Source organism: Roseovarius sp., assembly GCF_030373445.1.
GTDB lineage: Bacteria > Pseudomonadota > Alphaproteobacteria > Rhodobacterales > Rhodobacteraceae > Roseovarius.
In genome coordinates, this window is record NZ_JAUCYU010000015.1 from 1 (window position 1) to 14,697 (window position 14,697).

At 63.1% G+C, this 14,697-nt stretch carries 18 protein-coding genes and 1 tRNA gene; 14 read left to right on the top strand and 5 right to left on the bottom strand.

Annotated features, from left to right (window positions below):
• From QUV18_RS21610 to QUV18_RS21625, 4 genes are all read left to right on the top strand, one after another.
• A partial coding sequence (locus QUV18_RS21610) for a phage major capsid protein (RefSeq protein ID WP_300896232.1) occupies positions 1–1,080 on the top strand: 1,080 nt, incomplete at its 5' end.
• The gene (locus QUV18_RS21615; protein ID WP_300896234.1) at positions 1,080–1,691 is read left to right on the top strand and encodes an HK97 family phage prohead protease; all 612 of its coding nucleotides are present in this window, start codon (positions 1,080–1,082) and stop codon (positions 1,689–1,691) included. The genes QUV18_RS21610 and QUV18_RS21615, both read left to right, overlap by 1 nt.
• The gene (locus tag QUV18_RS21620) at positions 1,691–2,227 is read left to right on the top strand and encodes a hypothetical protein (protein ID WP_300896235.1); all 537 of its coding nucleotides are present in this window, start codon (positions 1,691–1,693) and stop codon (positions 2,225–2,227) included. Before QUV18_RS21615 ends, QUV18_RS21620 begins: the two co-directional genes overlap by 1 nt.
• 1 nt (position 2,228) lies before the next feature.
• The gene (locus tag QUV18_RS21625; protein ID WP_300896237.1) at positions 2,229–3,293 is read left to right on the top strand and encodes a phage portal protein; all 1,065 of its coding nucleotides are present in this window, start codon (positions 2,229–2,231) and stop codon (positions 3,291–3,293) included.
• Positions 3,294–3,717: 424 nt separating this feature from the next.
• Here QUV18_RS21625 and QUV18_RS21630 read toward each other — a convergent pair whose 3' ends face one another.
• Positions 3,718–3,966, bottom strand: a complete 249-nt coding sequence (locus QUV18_RS21630; protein ID WP_300896238.1) for a hypothetical protein — start codon at positions 3,964–3,966, stop codon at positions 3,718–3,720.
• Between the two features lie 111 nt (positions 3,967–4,077).
• Positions 4,078–4,305, bottom strand: coding sequence for a helix-turn-helix transcriptional regulator (locus tag QUV18_RS21635; protein ID WP_300896239.1), 228 nt, complete (start codon positions 4,303–4,305; stop codon positions 4,078–4,080).
• 74 nt (positions 4,306–4,379) lie between these two features.
• Between QUV18_RS21635 and QUV18_RS21640 the strand changes: the two genes are divergently transcribed.
• The 6 genes from QUV18_RS21640 (at position 4,380) to QUV18_RS21665 (ending at position 7,025) form a co-directional block, all read left to right on the top strand.
• Complete coding sequence (locus QUV18_RS21640; RefSeq protein ID WP_300896240.1) at positions 4,380–4,607, top strand: hypothetical protein; 228 nt, start codon at positions 4,380–4,382, stop codon at positions 4,605–4,607.
• Entirely contained in the window at positions 4,600–4,824 is a 225-nt protein-coding gene (locus QUV18_RS21645) for a hypothetical protein (protein ID WP_300896241.1), read from the top strand. The genes QUV18_RS21640 and QUV18_RS21645 overlap by 8 nt, the downstream gene beginning before the upstream one ends.
• Entirely contained in the window at positions 4,821–5,087 is a 267-nt protein-coding gene (locus tag QUV18_RS21650; protein WP_300896242.1) for a hypothetical protein, read from the top strand. Before QUV18_RS21645 ends, QUV18_RS21650 begins: the two co-directional genes overlap by 4 nt.
• A 100-nt stretch (positions 5,088–5,187) precedes the next feature.
• Positions 5,188–5,748, top strand: coding sequence for a hypothetical protein (locus QUV18_RS21655; protein ID WP_300896244.1), 561 nt, complete (start codon positions 5,188–5,190; stop codon positions 5,746–5,748).
• A gap of 3 nt (positions 5,749–5,751) precedes the next feature.
• On the top strand, positions 5,752–5,925 hold the full coding sequence (locus QUV18_RS21660) for a hypothetical protein (protein ID WP_300896245.1): 174 nt from the start codon (positions 5,752–5,754) through the stop codon (positions 5,923–5,925).
• Positions 5,922–7,025 carry a tyrosine-type recombinase/integrase gene (locus QUV18_RS21665; protein ID WP_300896246.1) on the top strand — a complete coding sequence of 368 codons (1,104 nt, stop codon included), beginning with the start codon at positions 5,922–5,924 and terminating at the stop codon, positions 7,023–7,025. Before QUV18_RS21660 ends, QUV18_RS21665 begins: the two co-directional genes overlap by 4 nt.
• A 10-nt stretch (positions 7,026–7,035) precedes the next feature.
• On the opposite strand, the gene QUV18_RS21670 is transcribed toward QUV18_RS21665, so the two are convergent.
• A tRNA-Arg gene (locus tag QUV18_RS21670) sits at positions 7,036–7,112 on the bottom strand.
• 46 nt (positions 7,113–7,158) lie between these two features.
• On the bottom strand, positions 7,159–7,926 hold the full coding sequence (gene truA / locus QUV18_RS21675; protein ID WP_300896247.1) for a tRNA pseudouridine(38-40) synthase TruA: 768 nt from the start codon (positions 7,924–7,926) through the stop codon (positions 7,159–7,161).
• Positions 7,927–8,173: 247 nt separating this feature from the next.
• On the opposite strand from truA, the gene QUV18_RS21680 reads away from it, so the two are divergent.
• Together QUV18_RS21680 and QUV18_RS21685 are read left to right on the top strand one after the other, a co-directional pair.
• Complete coding sequence (locus QUV18_RS21680) at positions 8,174–9,601, top strand: YcjX family protein (RefSeq protein ID WP_300896248.1); 1,428 nt, start codon at positions 8,174–8,176, stop codon at positions 9,599–9,601.
• Complete coding sequence (locus QUV18_RS21685) at positions 9,598–10,599, top strand: YcjF family protein (protein ID WP_300896249.1); 1,002 nt, start codon at positions 9,598–9,600, stop codon at positions 10,597–10,599. Before QUV18_RS21680 ends, QUV18_RS21685 begins: the two co-directional genes overlap by 4 nt.
• Positions 10,600–10,638: 39 nt before the next feature.
• Here the strand turns inward: QUV18_RS21685 and QUV18_RS21690 are convergent, their stop codons facing one another.
• Complete coding sequence (locus QUV18_RS21690) at positions 10,639–11,049, bottom strand: group III truncated hemoglobin (protein WP_300896250.1); 411 nt, start codon at positions 11,047–11,049, stop codon at positions 10,639–10,641.
• Positions 11,050–11,264: 215 nt separating this feature from the next.
• Here QUV18_RS21690 and QUV18_RS21695 point away from each other — a divergent pair, with 215 nt between their 5' ends.
• Both QUV18_RS21695 and ileS read left to right on the top strand, forming a co-directional pair.
• Positions 11,265–11,684, top strand: a complete 420-nt coding sequence (locus QUV18_RS21695; RefSeq protein WP_300896251.1) for a hypothetical protein — start codon at positions 11,265–11,267, stop codon at positions 11,682–11,684.
• Positions 11,685–11,713: 29 nt separating this feature from the next.
• Positions 11,714–14,626 (top strand): isoleucine--tRNA ligase, encoded by a 2,913-nt coding sequence (gene ileS / locus QUV18_RS21700; RefSeq protein ID WP_300896253.1) that lies wholly within the window; start codon positions 11,714–11,716, stop codon positions 14,624–14,626.
• Positions 14,627–14,697 lie beyond the last annotated feature (71 nt).

Below are 14,697 nucleotides of genomic sequence, written 5' to 3' on the forward strand. Positions count from 1 at the left end.
AGGCTCGGGCCTTACCGAAGGTCGGCGCTCTTACACCATTCGATGGGACACTATCGTTTCGAGGTTCGCCAGGTCGCGGCGGCTCTCGACCATGGCCACCAGATCGACGGTGAGACGGCCGAGATTGTGCAGGAGCTTCGGAGCCAAGGCACCTATCAGGGCATTCCGGTGCCATGGCAGGCGCTCGAACAGCGAGCCGGCGAAACGATCGCATCGGGCACACCCGATCCCGTACAAACCCGTCCGATCATTGACCGGCTCTTTCCGCAATCGGTCGCTGGCCGCATGGGGGGCGCGATGATCAATGTGGGCCAGGGCGAGGTTGAATATCCCGTCACCACATCCAGCGTTTCGGCAGGCTGGCAGACTTCGGAAACGGGTGACGTAGCGGGGCCGACCGCCTACGCCACGACCGACCGCCCGCTTGCCCCGGATCACACGCTGGGCATCACGATGAAGATCACCCGGAAGTCTCTTAAACAATCGGGTGCGGCTCTTGAACAGGCTGTACGGCGCGACATGAATGGCGCCATTGCTCAAGAGCTTGATCGCGTGGTGTTTCTCGGTAGCGGTGCGAGCGGTGAGCCTGATGGGGTTGTTGCCGGAGCTTCTGGTTACTCCATCACCGAAACCGCTGTTGACGCAGCGGCGTCCTGGTCGGCCTTCCGCTCGGCGGTGGTCCGTTTCATGACGGCATCGGCGGCAGGTTCGCCCAATGCTGTGCGGATGCTGATCCGCCCGGAAATCTGGGACGCAATGGACGGCACCGTATTTGACAGCGGCTCGGGCATCACCGAATGGGACCGTCTGGTGAAACATATCCCGGCTCAGAACGTCTCGATGACCCCGAATGCGCTTGCCGCACCTAGCGGCTCGCCAACGGCATCCAAGGCGCTGCTCACGACCACGACTGGCGGCGTTCCCCCGTTCTGGGTGGCGACTTGGGGCGCGGTAGATATGATCCGCGACCCCTACACCGATGCAGCATCGGGCGGGCTTCGGATTACCGGGCTCGCGACCATGGACGTGACTGTGAGCCGCCCGGCGCAGCTCGAAGTGCTGACTGGGGTGCAAGACTGATGCTGTTCGGCGGCCATAGCGGCGGGCTGGAACTCCGCAAGCGGGCATCCGGCGCTTTGGCGCTGCGTGGCCGCTTTCCCTACAATAAGCGTGCGGTCCTCAGTGATGGGGGCCGCACCGGCAGGCCGCGCAAAGAGGTCATTGCACCCCGCGCATTTGCTTACCGCGTCAATATTCCGACCGAGGACATTCATTTCCTAATTGGGCATAGCTATGACCGGCCCCTTGCGAGTCGGGGTGCGGGCACTTTGCTGCTGAATGACAGCGATGAAGCTCTGACTTTCGAAGCGGAAATCTCGGAAGAAATGCAGGACGTAACCTATGTTCGCGACTTTCTCGCGGGCTTCACGGCTGGTCTGATTATGGGGCTTTCCCCTGGTTTCCGCATTCCTCCGGCGCGCACGGTGCCCGACGCCGAGACAGTCGAAGAAGAAGATCCCGAGGAAGGCGAGGCGATTATCCGCACTGTCAATCAGGCGCTTCTCTATGAGATCAGCGCGGTTACGCGTCCCGCCTATGACGAGGCTCAGATTGAAGCCCGCACTTGGGCCGCGTCTGAAGCTGCCGGACATCGGCCGCTGGTCAATCACTTGAACAGATGGAGGTTGTGATGGTTGAAGTTCTCGACAGAACAGAGGCCACACCGGCAAGTTATCCAGCGCCACCTTCGGGGTTATCTGACGCTGCCATGACGCTCAACAGCGATATGATCTGGCAACGGATCGAGGGATACATCGCCTACCGATGGACAGAGCGTGAAGTGAAATGGGTCGTGGAAGGACCGGGCAACTGGGAGCCTTCATTGGGGCCGGCCACGATCACAGCCGTGGAAGTATGGCAGGACTTTGCGTGGAGTAGCACCTCGCTCAATGCCAGCCCGCTCGGCGGTTATGAACTTACGGGACCAGGACCATATCGCTTCACAGCGAACGTAGGCGGCGCGGACGTGCCTGAAGATGTTAACCAGGCATTCAGGCGCTTGGCCGAGTACATGGCCGACTCATCGGGTGAATACGCTGGATCCACCACAGAAAACTATTCGGTCGGTCCGGTCGCAATGCAATTCCAACGTCCAGTAAACTGGCTTGCTCGTGCGCTGCAACATAGCGGCGCGGCTGACCTGCTGCGCAAATATAGGAGAGTTTGAAATGTGGCCCTTTTCTAAACGAGTTGAACCGGAGACGGAAAAGCGTTCCGCTATGTCTGGCTTTACCGCCGAACTCATGGCAGCACGGGAATCCTACGTTAGTGGTAGGCGTGGTATTGCAGAACTCACGGGCACGGTGCAGGCGTGCGTGTCCCTCTGGGAGGGTGGTTTCGCGCTCGCAGATGTAGATGGCGCGCCATTATTGAGTCGCCAGCACATGGCGATGGCGGGCCGTGCCCTGGCTCTTCGGGGCGAGGCCGTATTCCTCATCCGTGATACGGGTCAGGTCGTGCCGTGCGCCGATTGGGATTTGCGCACTCGGGACGGAGTGCCGCGCGCGTATCGTGTCAGCATGTCCGAAATTGGTGGCGGTAACACCGAGACAGCGTTGGCGGCAGAAGTGTTGCACTTCCGAACCGGTGTTGATGGCGTGGCACCGTGGGCCGGTTCTGCGCCGCTGAGACGTGCGCAACTCACGGCAGGATGGCTGCAGGCTATCGAAACGGCGCTTAGCGAAGTCTACGAGAATGCTCCGCTCGGCTCGCAGATTGTGCCGTTCCCTGAATCGACCGAGACCGACATGGATAAATTGGGCAGTCAGTTTCGCGGCAAGCGGGGTAGAGTGTTGATCCGAGAGAGCGTTAACGTGGTTTCGGCCGGTGGCCCTGCGCCCCAACAGGATTGGCGGGCTTCGGATGTGTCTCCGGATTTAAGCAAGGCCATGACGCGCGAGTCTTTGGACGCGGCACGCAACTCAATTCTGAATGTCTTTGGCGTGCTGCCTGGTTTGGTGTCTTCAACGGCAACCGGCCCGATGGTGCGCGAGGCTCAGAGGCATTTGGCGCAGCTCGTTTTGCAGCCGATCGCGATGCTAATGGCCGAGGAAGCGACGGAGAAGTTTGGTGCCCCGATTAAGATCGACTTGGTGCGGCCGGCTCAGGCGTTCGATGCAGGGGGGCGGGCGCGCGCGTTCGCGGGCATGGTGCAGGCAATGGCGCAGGCCAAGGAAGCGGGCCTCGATCCTCAGCAAGTCGAAAACAGTCTGAAATTCATAGACTGGGAATAGGGTTGGTCGCCCGCGGGATACTCTACCTCATTCTGTCCCGCAAAAGACCCGGATCAGTCGGAAAGTGCCGAAAAACCCCGACACGGTGCAGCGGTTCTTCCCACCGCGTGGCGCCAAAATGGGCCGGGGCGGGAAGCCTCGGCCCTACTTGTTAGCTTCGCTGCCCTTCGCAGTAATGACGAAACTTCGCGAGTCATCACAACAATCGCAGTTCTCGATCAGGCCCTTTTCCTGAAGTGCAAACCATACGCTATCGCTAATACCGCGTACCTTTCCGATACTTTCGCAACCACCTGAAAAGCAACCCAACACCTTGCGTTCCTTATCCGTAAGCCCGTCCATCGATCTCCTTTCAGCGCCTAACGTTGCCCATATACCCCCGCGATTGACCGTGACTATTCGGTGCTCGATCTTTCGCGTGTTGCTATAGTATGTCCGTGCAACTGCCTTCACGCTGAAGCTTTTTTGCACGTGTTAATTGCTCAATAGCTTTTTCATCCCTGTTCATCTCAAGGTATTCTCGAGCTAATCCTATTGCACTCCTGTAAATTATGCATGTGGTGCTCTGATCGCGTTCTAGCTGGCGCTGTTCCTGCCATTGAGGAATAAAAATGATTGCTCCTGCGCCGAAGGCAACTGCTCCAACAATAATTCCAAGCTGCGAATTTTTCATGCTTTGGCCCTCAATAAATGCCGACCTCTGAAGATTAGCACTGTAAATTCACAGTCGCGACTTTTCACTTCCGGGCAGGCGCCGTCCAATTCCGTTCTTTGGAAGTGCGAACTACCCTTTTCGAAGCCTCACGCCTGGCCCGCCGCCATTTTTCTCGATGAACTCTACCCCGGCGGCTTCGAGGGCGGAGCGGATTGCAGCGATCGTTTTCTGTCGCGGGACACGCGACCCTTTTTCGTAGTCAATCAACGTCGCGCGCGCGATACTGGCAGCCTTCGCCACCTCCGATTGTTCTAGGTTCAAGATGGCGCGGGCCGCGCGGCATTGTTCTGGTGACATATTAAGTCCGACTTGAAGTCAGATTTAGAATCTGACATGGTGACTGATATTAACCCAATCCGGAGACTGAAACAATGATCAAGACAATTTCCGACCTGCAACTTGAGGCGGTTTACCTGGCCGGGCTGATCGGCGGTGCTGAGGTGCTGACCGAACAAGCTTCGGACGGGGCCGAGGAAGACCCCCTGACGAAGATGGCCAACAACTCTCTGCCAGCAATCTTTGAAGACCTGCGGCGGCGAGCCGATGCGATTGCCGATGATCTGGAGAAGCTTGAGAAACAGGAGAGACAAAATGCGTGAAGAACTCAGTGACATGACCCCGCAGGAAAAGATCATCGCCGCTATGAGCATCATACAGCACAGCATCCTCGCTGAGGATTCGAGGTGCAATCCGGGCAAGATGTTCACGCAGCGGCACTTTCCGACTGCCGGCTTGGAGCTTGCCGAAAAGCTTCTGGCCGATGTTCTTCCACTTATGGACGAATTGGAGACACCGGCAACTGGAGGTGCAGCGTGACAAGCCCATATTCAGAAGCGTTCAACGGCACCAACCAAGTGCTGGGCCTGACAAGCAACTTGCTCGACGCGCTCTATGACTTGGCGATGGATAGCAACACGCTCGGAACGTCTGAGCCGGAGGCAATGCAGCTAATGGCCGTGTTGGAGGTTGCCCGCGAGAAGGCACACAAGGCGGCGGAGTTGCATGAGGCCGAATGGGAGGTGGTGCGTGAAATGACGCCACCGGCGCAGGACACACACCAGAAGGCAGACGGAAATTAAGAGCAAGTTGATTGCCGGGGCTTTGCCCCGGCATTCGTTATTGACCATAAGGCTCTTTGCATCTATATTAGATTTCAATGAAACTTAATGTGGTGATCTAATGAAGCGTGAGGCGCTGAAATACCTAAGCGAAAATTGGCATGTTGGCCTCGTCGGTTCTGCAGAAGCGGCAACACTTTTGCGGATGAGGCCGAATACCCTGCGAACGCGAATCGCGCGCAATCAAGCATTGGCGATTAGGGACGGAGATGACCGCCAGCGGGCGGCCGTATCTTTCACGGGTTATCAACTCGTATACAATCTCATCCAAGACCGCCTCCTTGAAAACCATTTCCCGCTTGAGCCAAGGGTGGGTGAGGGTTTCCCCGAAGCGTACGCCGGCTGGGTCCACAGCAGTATCCTGAATGAGCCTTACCAATTGGGCGCAATCATCAGGTTTGACAGACAGAACGGGAATGGTGTGAGCCATCTTTTTGAAGATGGGAACGTCGAAGCGTGGACAGGCGATGCCGCGTTGATCCTACCTATAGGAACAATGGTCCTGCGAATGGCTATAAATCTCTATGTTAAAAGCGGTAAGCCGGAGGTTGTCGAGGCTCTGGCAAAGGCGCGGGACTTTTTGTCCGACACAGAGATATCCGTTTCCCATCCTGACGAGTAAAGTATGCCCGCACGCCGAACCACCATCACCCAAGCCGAGCTTACCCGATACCTGAAAGCGTATCGGGATGCAGGCATTCCGGTGGCGCGGACGGAAATCAGCCGTGACGGCAAGGTGGTGATCTTCACGACCGACAACGCGGCCAGCGACGATGCGAACCCATGGGATGCCGGATGAAGCATCGGAAGCAATATCCGGGCGCATCGCCCTACACGGACCGCCACGGACGGCGGCGCTGGCGCTTTCGTAAAGGTGGGTTCTCCGCCGAACTTGGCTCCGACTACGGCTCAGACGACTTCCAGCGCCGGTATGAAGCCGCAGTGGAAGGGCACCGGACACGCGGCCTTGTAGGCGTGGAACGCACGCGGCCGGGCTCTGTCTCGGCGCTTGTCGCGTCCTACTATCGCTCGCCCGATTTCCTCGGACTATCCGACAGCACGAAGCGCACCTATCGCGGCGTGATTGAGCGTTTCCGGCAAAAGCACGGCGACAAGCCGGTTAAGCTGATGCAGCGTCGGCACGTACAGAAGATCCTCGCTGAGAAGTCCGAGACACCGGCCGCCGCGAACAACCTTCGAAAGCGGCTTATTACGTTGCTGGATCATGCCGTTTCGCTCGATTGGCGCCCGGACAATCCGGTCCGTGCAACGAAACCCTACCGGCTCGACAGCGGCGGGCATCACACGTGGGACGAGGGCGAGATTGCCCGCTTCTTCGAAGTGCATCAGCCTGGCACGCTCGCACACAGGGCGGTAACGCTCATGCTTTATACGGGCGCGGCGCGTGTCGATGCCGTGGCACTCGGATGGCAGAACGTGAAGGGCGAGCGGCTCGAATATCGGCGCAGCAAGACGGGCTCGGCCGTTTCCATGCCGATACACCCGGACCTCGCCGAGGTGATGGCAGACTGCCCGCGCGATGCTCTGACCTTCCTGCAGACCAATCGGGGCGCGTCCCGCTCGCCGAACGGACTGGGCAATATGATGCGCGAATGGTGCGATGAGGCCGGCTTGCCGCTGTGCAGCGCTCATGGTCTGCGTAAAGCCTGCGCCCGGCGTCTGGCAGAGGCTGGAGCCACCGCCCACGAAATCGGCGCTGTGACCGGGCACAAGACCCTGGCCGAGGTTCAAAGATACACCGCGGAGGCGCAGCGCGGAGGCATGGCCGACTCTGCATTTGGCAAGCTCATCGCAAGGCCGAATGGTGAACAAAACGTGGTGAACCTGCGGAATAGGTTCGCCAAAGATGCGCATAAAGCACTGAAAAAAGGAGACTAATCGGTATGGTTGGCGATCCCGCGAGGACTCGAACCCCGAACCTGCTGATTAGAAGTCAGCTGCTCTATCCAGTTGAGCTACGGGACCGCTGGGGTCTCGTTTAGCCGCCCCTCGGGGCAAGATCAAAGGCTAATCACGCGAAGGGATCGTCCGGGTAGCGCACCTCGGCGAGGTAGAGACCGTGGGGCGGGCAGACCGGCCCGCAGGCGGCGCGGTCGCGGGCGGCCAGCGCGGTGGCGACATCGGCGGGCGCCCAGGCGCCGGCGCCAACGCGTTCCAGCGTGCCGACGATGGAGCGGACCTGGTTGTGCAGGAAGGATCGGGCGCGGAGGCGGAAGTGAAATTCGGGGCCGGAGAGGCCTGTCGCGGGTTCGATGGTGATCTCGTCGAGGGTTTTGACCGGGCTTTTCGCCTGGCAGATGGTGGAGCGGAAGGTGGTGAAGTCGTGGTGGCCGATGAGGTGGGCCGCGCCCTCGCGCATGCTGTCGAGGTCCAGCGGGTTGCGGACGTGCCAGACGAGCCCCTTGTCATGGGTGGCGGGGGCACGGCGCATGAGGAGGCGGAAGAGGTAACGGCGCTCGGTGGCGGAGAATCGGGCGTGCCAGTCGTCGTCAACCCGGGCGCAGGCGAGGATGGCGACGGGTTGCGGTTTCAGGTGGTAGTTGAGGGCCTCGGAGAGGCGGAACGGGTCCCAGTCCTTGGCGAGGTCGCAATGGGCGACCTGGCCGAGCGCGTGGACGCCGGCATCGGTGCGGCCGGCGGCGGCGACGGTGTGCGGGCCGGGTTCGAGGCGGTCGAGCGCCGTCTCGATCGCGCCCTGCACCGAGGGCTGGTCGGCCTGCCTTTGCCAGCCGGCAAAGGGGGCGCCGTTATATTCGACCTTGAGCGCGTAGCGTGGCATGACGCGGCTCTTAGCGCGGGGGCGGGTTTCGGACAATCCCTTGACGAAAGGTTAACGGCGGGGGCTTTTGCGCTAGCTGGGCTCGCCGCGATGGCACGGTCGATGGGGTGCTTTCTAGGCAAGGGCTGTTGACCGTTTCCTCCCCCAGCGCACGGTGCCGGATGCAACGCCCCCACTGGCAAGTGCCCGCCGTGGTGTCTATCTTGACGCAAGACAGTGAACGGACAGGCAGACAAGGGCAGGCCCATTGGTCATTTCCTCCATCGCAGACGGGCTGACACGCGGGATCGAAGGCGTGTCGGACACGATTTCCGAGACGTTTTTCGAGCCGGTGATCCGGCTGGGGGTGACCGGGCTGTCGCGGGCGGGCAAGACGGTGTTTATCACCTCGCTTGTGGCCAACCTGATGGACCGGGGGCGGATGCCGGGGCTGGTGGCCGCCGGTGACGGGCGGATATCGGCGGCGTTTTTGCAGCCTCAACCGGACGACACGGTGCCGCGGTTCGATTACGAGACGCATCTTGGGGCGCTGACCGGGGCCGCGCCGCACTGGCCCGACAGCACGCGGGCGGTGTCGGAATTGCGGTTGTCGTTAAGGGTGCGGCCCTCCGGTTTGCTTTCGGGGTTTTCGGGGCCAAGGACGGTGCACCTGGATATCGTGGACTACCCCGGCGAGTGGCTGCTCGATCTCGGGTTGATGGACAAGGATTTCGCCACGTGGTCGGCGGAGATGCTGACGCGGCTGGAGGGCCGGGGCGAGGGGGCGGAGTACCTTGCCTTGGCCAAGGAGACGGATGGGGCCGAGCCCTTGGAAGAGCCCAGGGCGCAGGCGCTGGCACGGGCCTACACGGCGTACCTGACGCAGGCGCGGGGCGCGGGGTATTCGGATTGCACGCCGGGGCGGTTCCTGTTGCCGGGGGATTTGGAGGGTTCGCCGGTGTTGACCTTTGCGCCGTTGCCCAAGCCCGGGACCACGCCGCGCAAGTCGCTCTGGCGCGAGATGGAGCGGCGGTTCGAGGCGTATAAGTCGCGCGTGGTGACGCCGTTCTTCCGCGATCACTTTGCCCGGATCGACCGGCAGGTCGTGCTGGTCGACGTGCTGGGCGCGATCCACCGGGGGCCGGCGGCAGTGGAGGATATGCGGCAGGCGATGGCGGATATCCTCGGCGCCTTCCGGCCGGGTCGGAATGCGTTTCTGAGCCGGCTGCTGCGGGGGCGGCGTGTGGAAAAGATCCTGTTCGCCGCGACCAAGGCGGACCATCTGCATCATACCCAGCACGGGGCGCTGGCCGGGATCATGTCGGCGCTGATGCGCGAGGCAAGGGACCGGGCGGATTTCGCCGGGGCCGAGACGCGGGCGATGGCGATTGCCGCCTTGCGGGCAACGACCGAGGAGACAAGGCCGCATGAGGGCGGAACGGTGGAGTGCGTGCGCGGGACGTTGTTGAACGAGGACGGGTCGCGCGGGAAGCAGGCGGCGTTCTATCCGGGCGCATTGCCGGACGATCCGGCGCGGCTGTTGAACCCGGCGCGCGAGGGGGCGGAAAAGTGGCTCGATGCCGATTACCAGGTGATGCGGTTCGCGCCGGCGCCGCTGACATTGCGGCCCGGCGATGGGCCGCCGCATATCCGGCTCGACCGGGCGGCGCAGTTCCTTTTCGGAGACCGGCTATGACGAAGGGCCCTATCCTCTTTGACCTTGACGAAACCGACGCGGCACCGGGCCCGGATGCCGCGCCGCCGGTGCCGGACCCGGAGATGCCGGACGCCCCGGAGGGGCGGGCGATGCTGACCGTGGCGACGCTGGCGGCACGGCGGCCGTCGCGGCTGGCCCGGTGGTTCTGGGGGCTGTTGCTGACGCTGCTGGGGGCCGTGCTGTCGGTGGCGGCTTGGGATTTCGCCATGGGGCTGATCGGGCGGTGGCCGGTGGTGGGCTATGGGATTTCGGCGCTGATCGTGGCGGTGCTGGTGCTTTTGCTGGCGATCGCGGTGAAGGAGCTGGCGGCGTTTGCGCGGCTGGGGCGGCTGGATACGCTGTTCCGCAAGGCCGAGGAGGCGCTGGCGGGCGATGACCTTGGCAAGGCGCGCGAGGTGACGCGGGGGCTGGTGGCGCTTTATTCGGGGCGCGAGGATACGCGCTGGGGGCGGGAGCGGCTGGCCGAGGCGCAGGCGGACCAGTTCGACGCTGCGGCGTTGCTGGGCGTGGCGGAGACGGAGTTGCTGGGGCCTTTGGATGCGGTGGCCACGCGCGAGGTCGAGGCGGCGGCGCGGCAGGTGGCGGCGGTGACGGCGGTGGTGCCGCTGGCGCTGGCCGATGTCGTGGCGGCGCTGACGGCGAACCTGCGGATGATCCGGCGGATTGCCGAGGTCTATGGCGGGCGGTCGGGCACGCTGGGAAGCTGGCGGCTGGCACGGGCGGTGATGACGCACCTGGTGGCGACGGGGGCGGTTGCCGTTGGCGACGATATGCTGGGCTCGATCGCCGGCGGCGGGATGCTGTCGCGGCTGTCGCGCCGGTTCGGCGAGGGGGTGGTGAACGGGGCGCTGACGGCAAGGGTCGGCGTGGCGGCGATGGAGGTGTGCCGGCCGCTGCCGTTCGCGCGGGTGGCGCGGCCCTCGGTGACGTCGCTGGTGCGGCGGGCGCTGACGGGGCTGTTCGGGCAGGGCGGATAGGTTCCGGATTCCGGTGGGTTGGCCCCCACCCTACGGGCGCTAGCGCAGCTTGGGGATGCCGCCTTCGTGGGTTTCGCGCTCGGTCACGCTGGCGCGGAGGGAGCGGCCGATGCGGTGGGCGAGGGCCGACCACGCGGCGGCCTGGTCGGGGCGGAGTTCGGCGTTCAGGACGATGTCGAAGAGCGCGAGCCAGGTGGAGAACATGCCGGGGCGGACGTTGCCGGCGTTGACATGGGCGGCGACGGGGGTGCCGTCATAGCCGCGCTCGTGCAGGATGGTGTTGGCCCAGAATGCGGCGACCTTGGCCTCGTGGGCGGGCCAGTCGGTGACGTGCCTGGCGAAGACGGGGCCCAGGCCGGGATGGTGGCGGATGCGGTCGTAGAAGACCGCCACGACCCGCTCGATCTCGGGGCGGGTGATGTCGAAGCGCGGGGGCAGGGCGGTGGTCATGGGGGAGATTTGACCGTGGCGGCGGGGAGTTGCAAGGGCTGGGGGCGATTCGAAGGTTAACGGCCTTGTTTTGAAGGGAGGCCGACGTCGGTATCACGTCGGTATTTCGTCGGTATCGCGTCGGTGTCGGGGGCTGTGGAGCGATGGGTTGATGTGGCGTTCCGGGCGCAACGGGCGAGATGTTGTGTCGGGCGCAACAGGGGTGGGGCGGAATTTTGGAAAATTCCGGGTCGGAAAATTCGAATTTTCCGTCGCGGGCGGTGAGGTTGGGTGGTGCGGAATTCGCGCGAATTCCGGGGCTGGAAAATGCGCATTTTCCGGGTCGTTTTCCGCGCGGAAAACGGGCGCGTGGAGGGCGGGTGCCGGCGGCGAGCGTGGCGGCGCTGGCGGGGACGGGATTTGAGTATTTTTGGAAAGATGAAGCGGGGGCCGGGGTGTATCTCGTGTCGGCAGGGGATGGCTGCAAGGGCTGCGGCGCCTCGGCTCTGGACGCCGCCGGGCGCGCGGCCTATAACCCGCCCCATGATGCACCTGTTCGCGATCATCATTCGAATTACATGCCCGGCGCTCTGAGACTGACGAGCCGCCGGGACAAGGCGCATGGCAAGCCGCGCCGCCCCCTCATCCAGACCTGAGACCACCCAAGTGACAAAGGACGTCACCCATGTGTGCCGACATGCCCGAATACAAAGACACGCTGAACCTGCCGAAAACCGATTTCCCGATGCGCGCCGGCCTGCCCAAGCGCGAGCCCGAGTGGCTGGAGCGCTGGAACGCTCTGCGCATCTACACCCGCCTGCGGGACAAGGCCGTGGTCGAGGGGGACCGGACACCGTTCACCCTGCATGATGGCCCTCCTTACGCCAACGGGCATCTGCATATCGGGCACGCGCTGAACAAGATCCTGAAGGACATGGTGGTGCGCAGCCAGCAGATGATGGGGCGCGATGCGCGTTACATCCCCGGCTGGGATTGTCACGGCCTGCCGATCGAGTGGAAGATCGAGGAGCAGTACCGCGCCAAGGGCGAGAGCAAGGACAAGGTCGATATCGTCGATTTCCGGCAGGAATGCCGGAAGTTCGCCGAGGGCTGGATCGACGTACAGCGGGACGAGTTCAAGCGGCTGGGCGTGACCGGGAAATGGTCGAAGCCCTACCTGACGATGGATTTCCGGGCCGAGCGGATCATCGCGGAGGAGTTCCAGAAGTTCCTGATGAACGGGACGCTGTACCAGGGCTCGAAGCCGGTGATGTGGTCGCCTGTGGAGAAGACCGCGCTGGCCGAGGCGGAGGTGGAGTATCACGACAAGGAGAGCTTCACGATCTGGGTGAAGTTCGAGGTGGCGACCGAGGGCGAGTTGCAGGGCGCGAGTGTGGTGATCTGGACGACGACGCCGTGGACGATCCCGAGCAACAAGGCTGTCGTTTATGGCGAGGACTTCGCCTATGGCCTTTACGAGGTCACTGGTACGCCGGAGCAGTGCTGGGCGAACGTGGGTGACCGGTTCATCCTGGCCGACAAGCTGGCGGGCGACGTGATGGGCCGGGCAAGGCTCGAGCCCGACATGTGGAAACGCGTGCGGGATGTGAGTGCCGAGGAATTGTCGGGGCTGAGCCTGAAGCATCCGCTGGCCGGGGCCGAGGGGTCGAACGGCGAGTGGGATGATCTGCGTGATTTCCGTGCGGCCGATTTCGTCACGGACGAGGAAGGCACCGGGTTCGTGCATTGCGCGCCGAGCCACGGGATGGAGGAATATGAGCTCTATCGCGGGCTGGGGATGCTCGAGCAGGTGATCACCTATAACGTGCTGGATGACGGCACCTTCCGCGAGGACCTGCCGTTCTTCGGGGGCACCGAGATCCTCAACCGGAAGGGCAAGGAGGGCAATGCCAACAAGGCCATCATCGACAAGCTGGTCGAAGTGGGCGGCTTGCTGGCGCGGGGCAAGATCAAGCACTCCTACCCGCATTCGTGGCGGTCGAAGGCGCCGGTGATCTACCGCAACACGCCGCAGTGGTTTGCGGCGATCGACCGGGCCGTCGGCGACGGGCAGGACGCGTGCGGCACCACGATCCGCGAGCGCGCGCTGACGTCGATCGACCAGGTGAAGTGGACGCCGAAGACGGGGCGGAACCGGCTGTATTCGATGATCGAGGCAAGGCCGGACTGGGTGTTGTCCCGGCAACGGGCCTGGGGTGTGCCGCTGACCTGCTTCAAGAAGGCGGGGGCGATGCCGACCGATCCGGAGTTCCTGCTGCGCGACGAACGCGTCAACGCGCGGATCCTGGAGGCGTTCGAGGCAGAGGGCGCGGATGCGTGGTACAAGCCCGGCGCCAAGGAACGGTTCCTGGGGAATGACTATGACCCCAGCGAGTGGGAGAAGGTCGACGACATTCTCGACGTTTGGTTCGATTCCGGATCGACCCATGCCTTCGTGCTGCGCGACCGGGAGGATGGCAGCGAGGACGGGATGGCCGACCTCTACCTCGAAGGGACCGACCAGCACCGGGGGTGGTTCCATTCCTCGATGCTGCAGGCCTGCGGGACGATCGGGCACGCGCCTTATCGCGGGGTGCTGACCCACGGCTTCACGCTCGACGAGAAGGGCAACAAGATGTCCAAGTCGTTGGGCAACACGGTGGCGCCCGAGGAGGTGGTGAAGCAGTATGGCGCGGATATCCTGCGGCTTTGGGTGGCGCAGTCGGATTATACCGCCGATTTGCGGATCGGGCCGGAGATCCTGAAGGGCGTGGCGGATGGCTATCGGCGGCTGCGCAACACGATGCGGTTCATGCTGGGGGCGCTGAGCCATTTCAGCGAAGAGGATCGGGTTGATCCGGCCGATATGCCGGAACTGGAGCGCTGGGTGCTGCACCGGTTGGCGGAGCTCGATCACAAGGTGCGGACGGGCTATGCCGAGTATGACTTCCAGGGCGTGTTCCAGGCGCTGTTCAACTTTGCCACGGTGGAGCTGAGCGCGTTCTACTTCGATATCCGGAAGGATGCGCTTTACTGCGACGGCGACACGCAGCGGCGGCGGGCGGCAAGGACGGTGATGGATATCCTGTTCCACCGGCTGACCACGTGGCTGGCGCCGGTGCTGGTGTTCACCATGGAAGAGGTCTGGCTGGAGCGGTTCCCGGGCGAGGAGAGCTCGGTGCACCTGGTGGATATCCCCGAGACGCCGGCGGACTGGATCGACGAGCCGCTGGCGGCGAAATGGGCGCAGGTGCGGCGGGCGCGGCGCGTGGTGACTGCGGCCCTGGAGGTGCAGCGGACCGACAAGGTGATAGGGGCGAGCCTGGAGGCCGCGCCGGTGGTGCATGTCGAGGATTCCGAGATGCTGAAGGTGCTGAAATCGGTGAATTTCGAGGATATCTGCATCACCTCGGCGATCTGGCTGACCGGCGACCCGAGCCCGGCGGAGGCGTATCGTCTGCCAGAGGTCGAGGGTGTGACGGTGGTGTTCGAGAAGGCCGAGGGCGAGAAGTGCCAGCGGTGCTGGAAGATCCTGCCGGACGTGGGTACGCATAAGCATCCGGGCACCTGCAAGCGGTGTGACGAGGCGCTGGGCTGAAGCTTCTGCCCGGTTGACACACAAGGGGAAAGCCCGCCGCGAGGGATCGCGGCGGGCTTTTTCATCGGGTC

What these genes read in the sequence shown, in the direction of transcription:
- QUV18_RS21615 (WP_300896234.1), top strand. Translation starts at nt 1,080, where the DNA reads ATGCTGTTCGGCGGCCATAGCGGCGGGCTGGAACTCCGCAAGCGGGCA.
- QUV18_RS21620 (WP_300896235.1), top strand. Translation starts at nt 1,691, where the DNA reads ATGGTTGAAGTTCTCGACAGAACAGAGGCCACACCGGCAAGTTATCCA.
- QUV18_RS21625 (WP_300896237.1), top strand. Translation starts at nt 2,229, where the DNA reads ATGTGGCCCTTTTCTAAACGAGTTGAACCGGAGACGGAAAAGCGTTCC.
- QUV18_RS21630 (WP_300896238.1), bottom strand. Translation starts at nt 3,966, where the DNA reads ATGAAAAATTCGCAGCTTGGAATTATTGTTGGAGCAGTTGCCTTCGGC.
- QUV18_RS21635 (WP_300896239.1), bottom strand. Translation starts at nt 4,305, where the DNA reads ATGTCACCAGAACAATGCCGCGCGGCCCGCGCCATCTTGAACCTAGAA.
- QUV18_RS21640 (WP_300896240.1), top strand. Translation starts at nt 4,380, where the DNA reads ATGATCAAGACAATTTCCGACCTGCAACTTGAGGCGGTTTACCTGGCC.
- QUV18_RS21645 (WP_300896241.1), top strand. Translation starts at nt 4,600, where the DNA reads ATGCGTGAAGAACTCAGTGACATGACCCCGCAGGAAAAGATCATCGCC.
- QUV18_RS21655 (WP_300896244.1), top strand. Translation starts at nt 5,188, where the DNA reads ATGAAGCGTGAGGCGCTGAAATACCTAAGCGAAAATTGGCATGTTGGC.
- QUV18_RS21660 (WP_300896245.1), top strand. Translation starts at nt 5,752, where the DNA reads ATGCCCGCACGCCGAACCACCATCACCCAAGCCGAGCTTACCCGATAC.
- QUV18_RS21665 (WP_300896246.1), top strand. Translation starts at nt 5,922, where the DNA reads ATGAAGCATCGGAAGCAATATCCGGGCGCATCGCCCTACACGGACCGC.
- truA (WP_300896247.1), bottom strand. Translation starts at nt 7,926, where the DNA reads ATGCCACGCTACGCGCTCAAGGTCGAATATAACGGCGCCCCCTTTGCC.
- QUV18_RS21685 (WP_300896249.1), top strand. Translation starts at nt 9,598, where the DNA reads ATGACGAAGGGCCCTATCCTCTTTGACCTTGACGAAACCGACGCGGCA.
- QUV18_RS21690 (WP_300896250.1), bottom strand. Translation starts at nt 11,049, where the DNA reads ATGACCACCGCCCTGCCCCCGCGCTTCGACATCACCCGCCCCGAGATC.
- ileS (WP_300896253.1), top strand. Translation starts at nt 11,714, where the DNA reads ATGTGTGCCGACATGCCCGAATACAAAGACACGCTGAACCTGCCGAAA.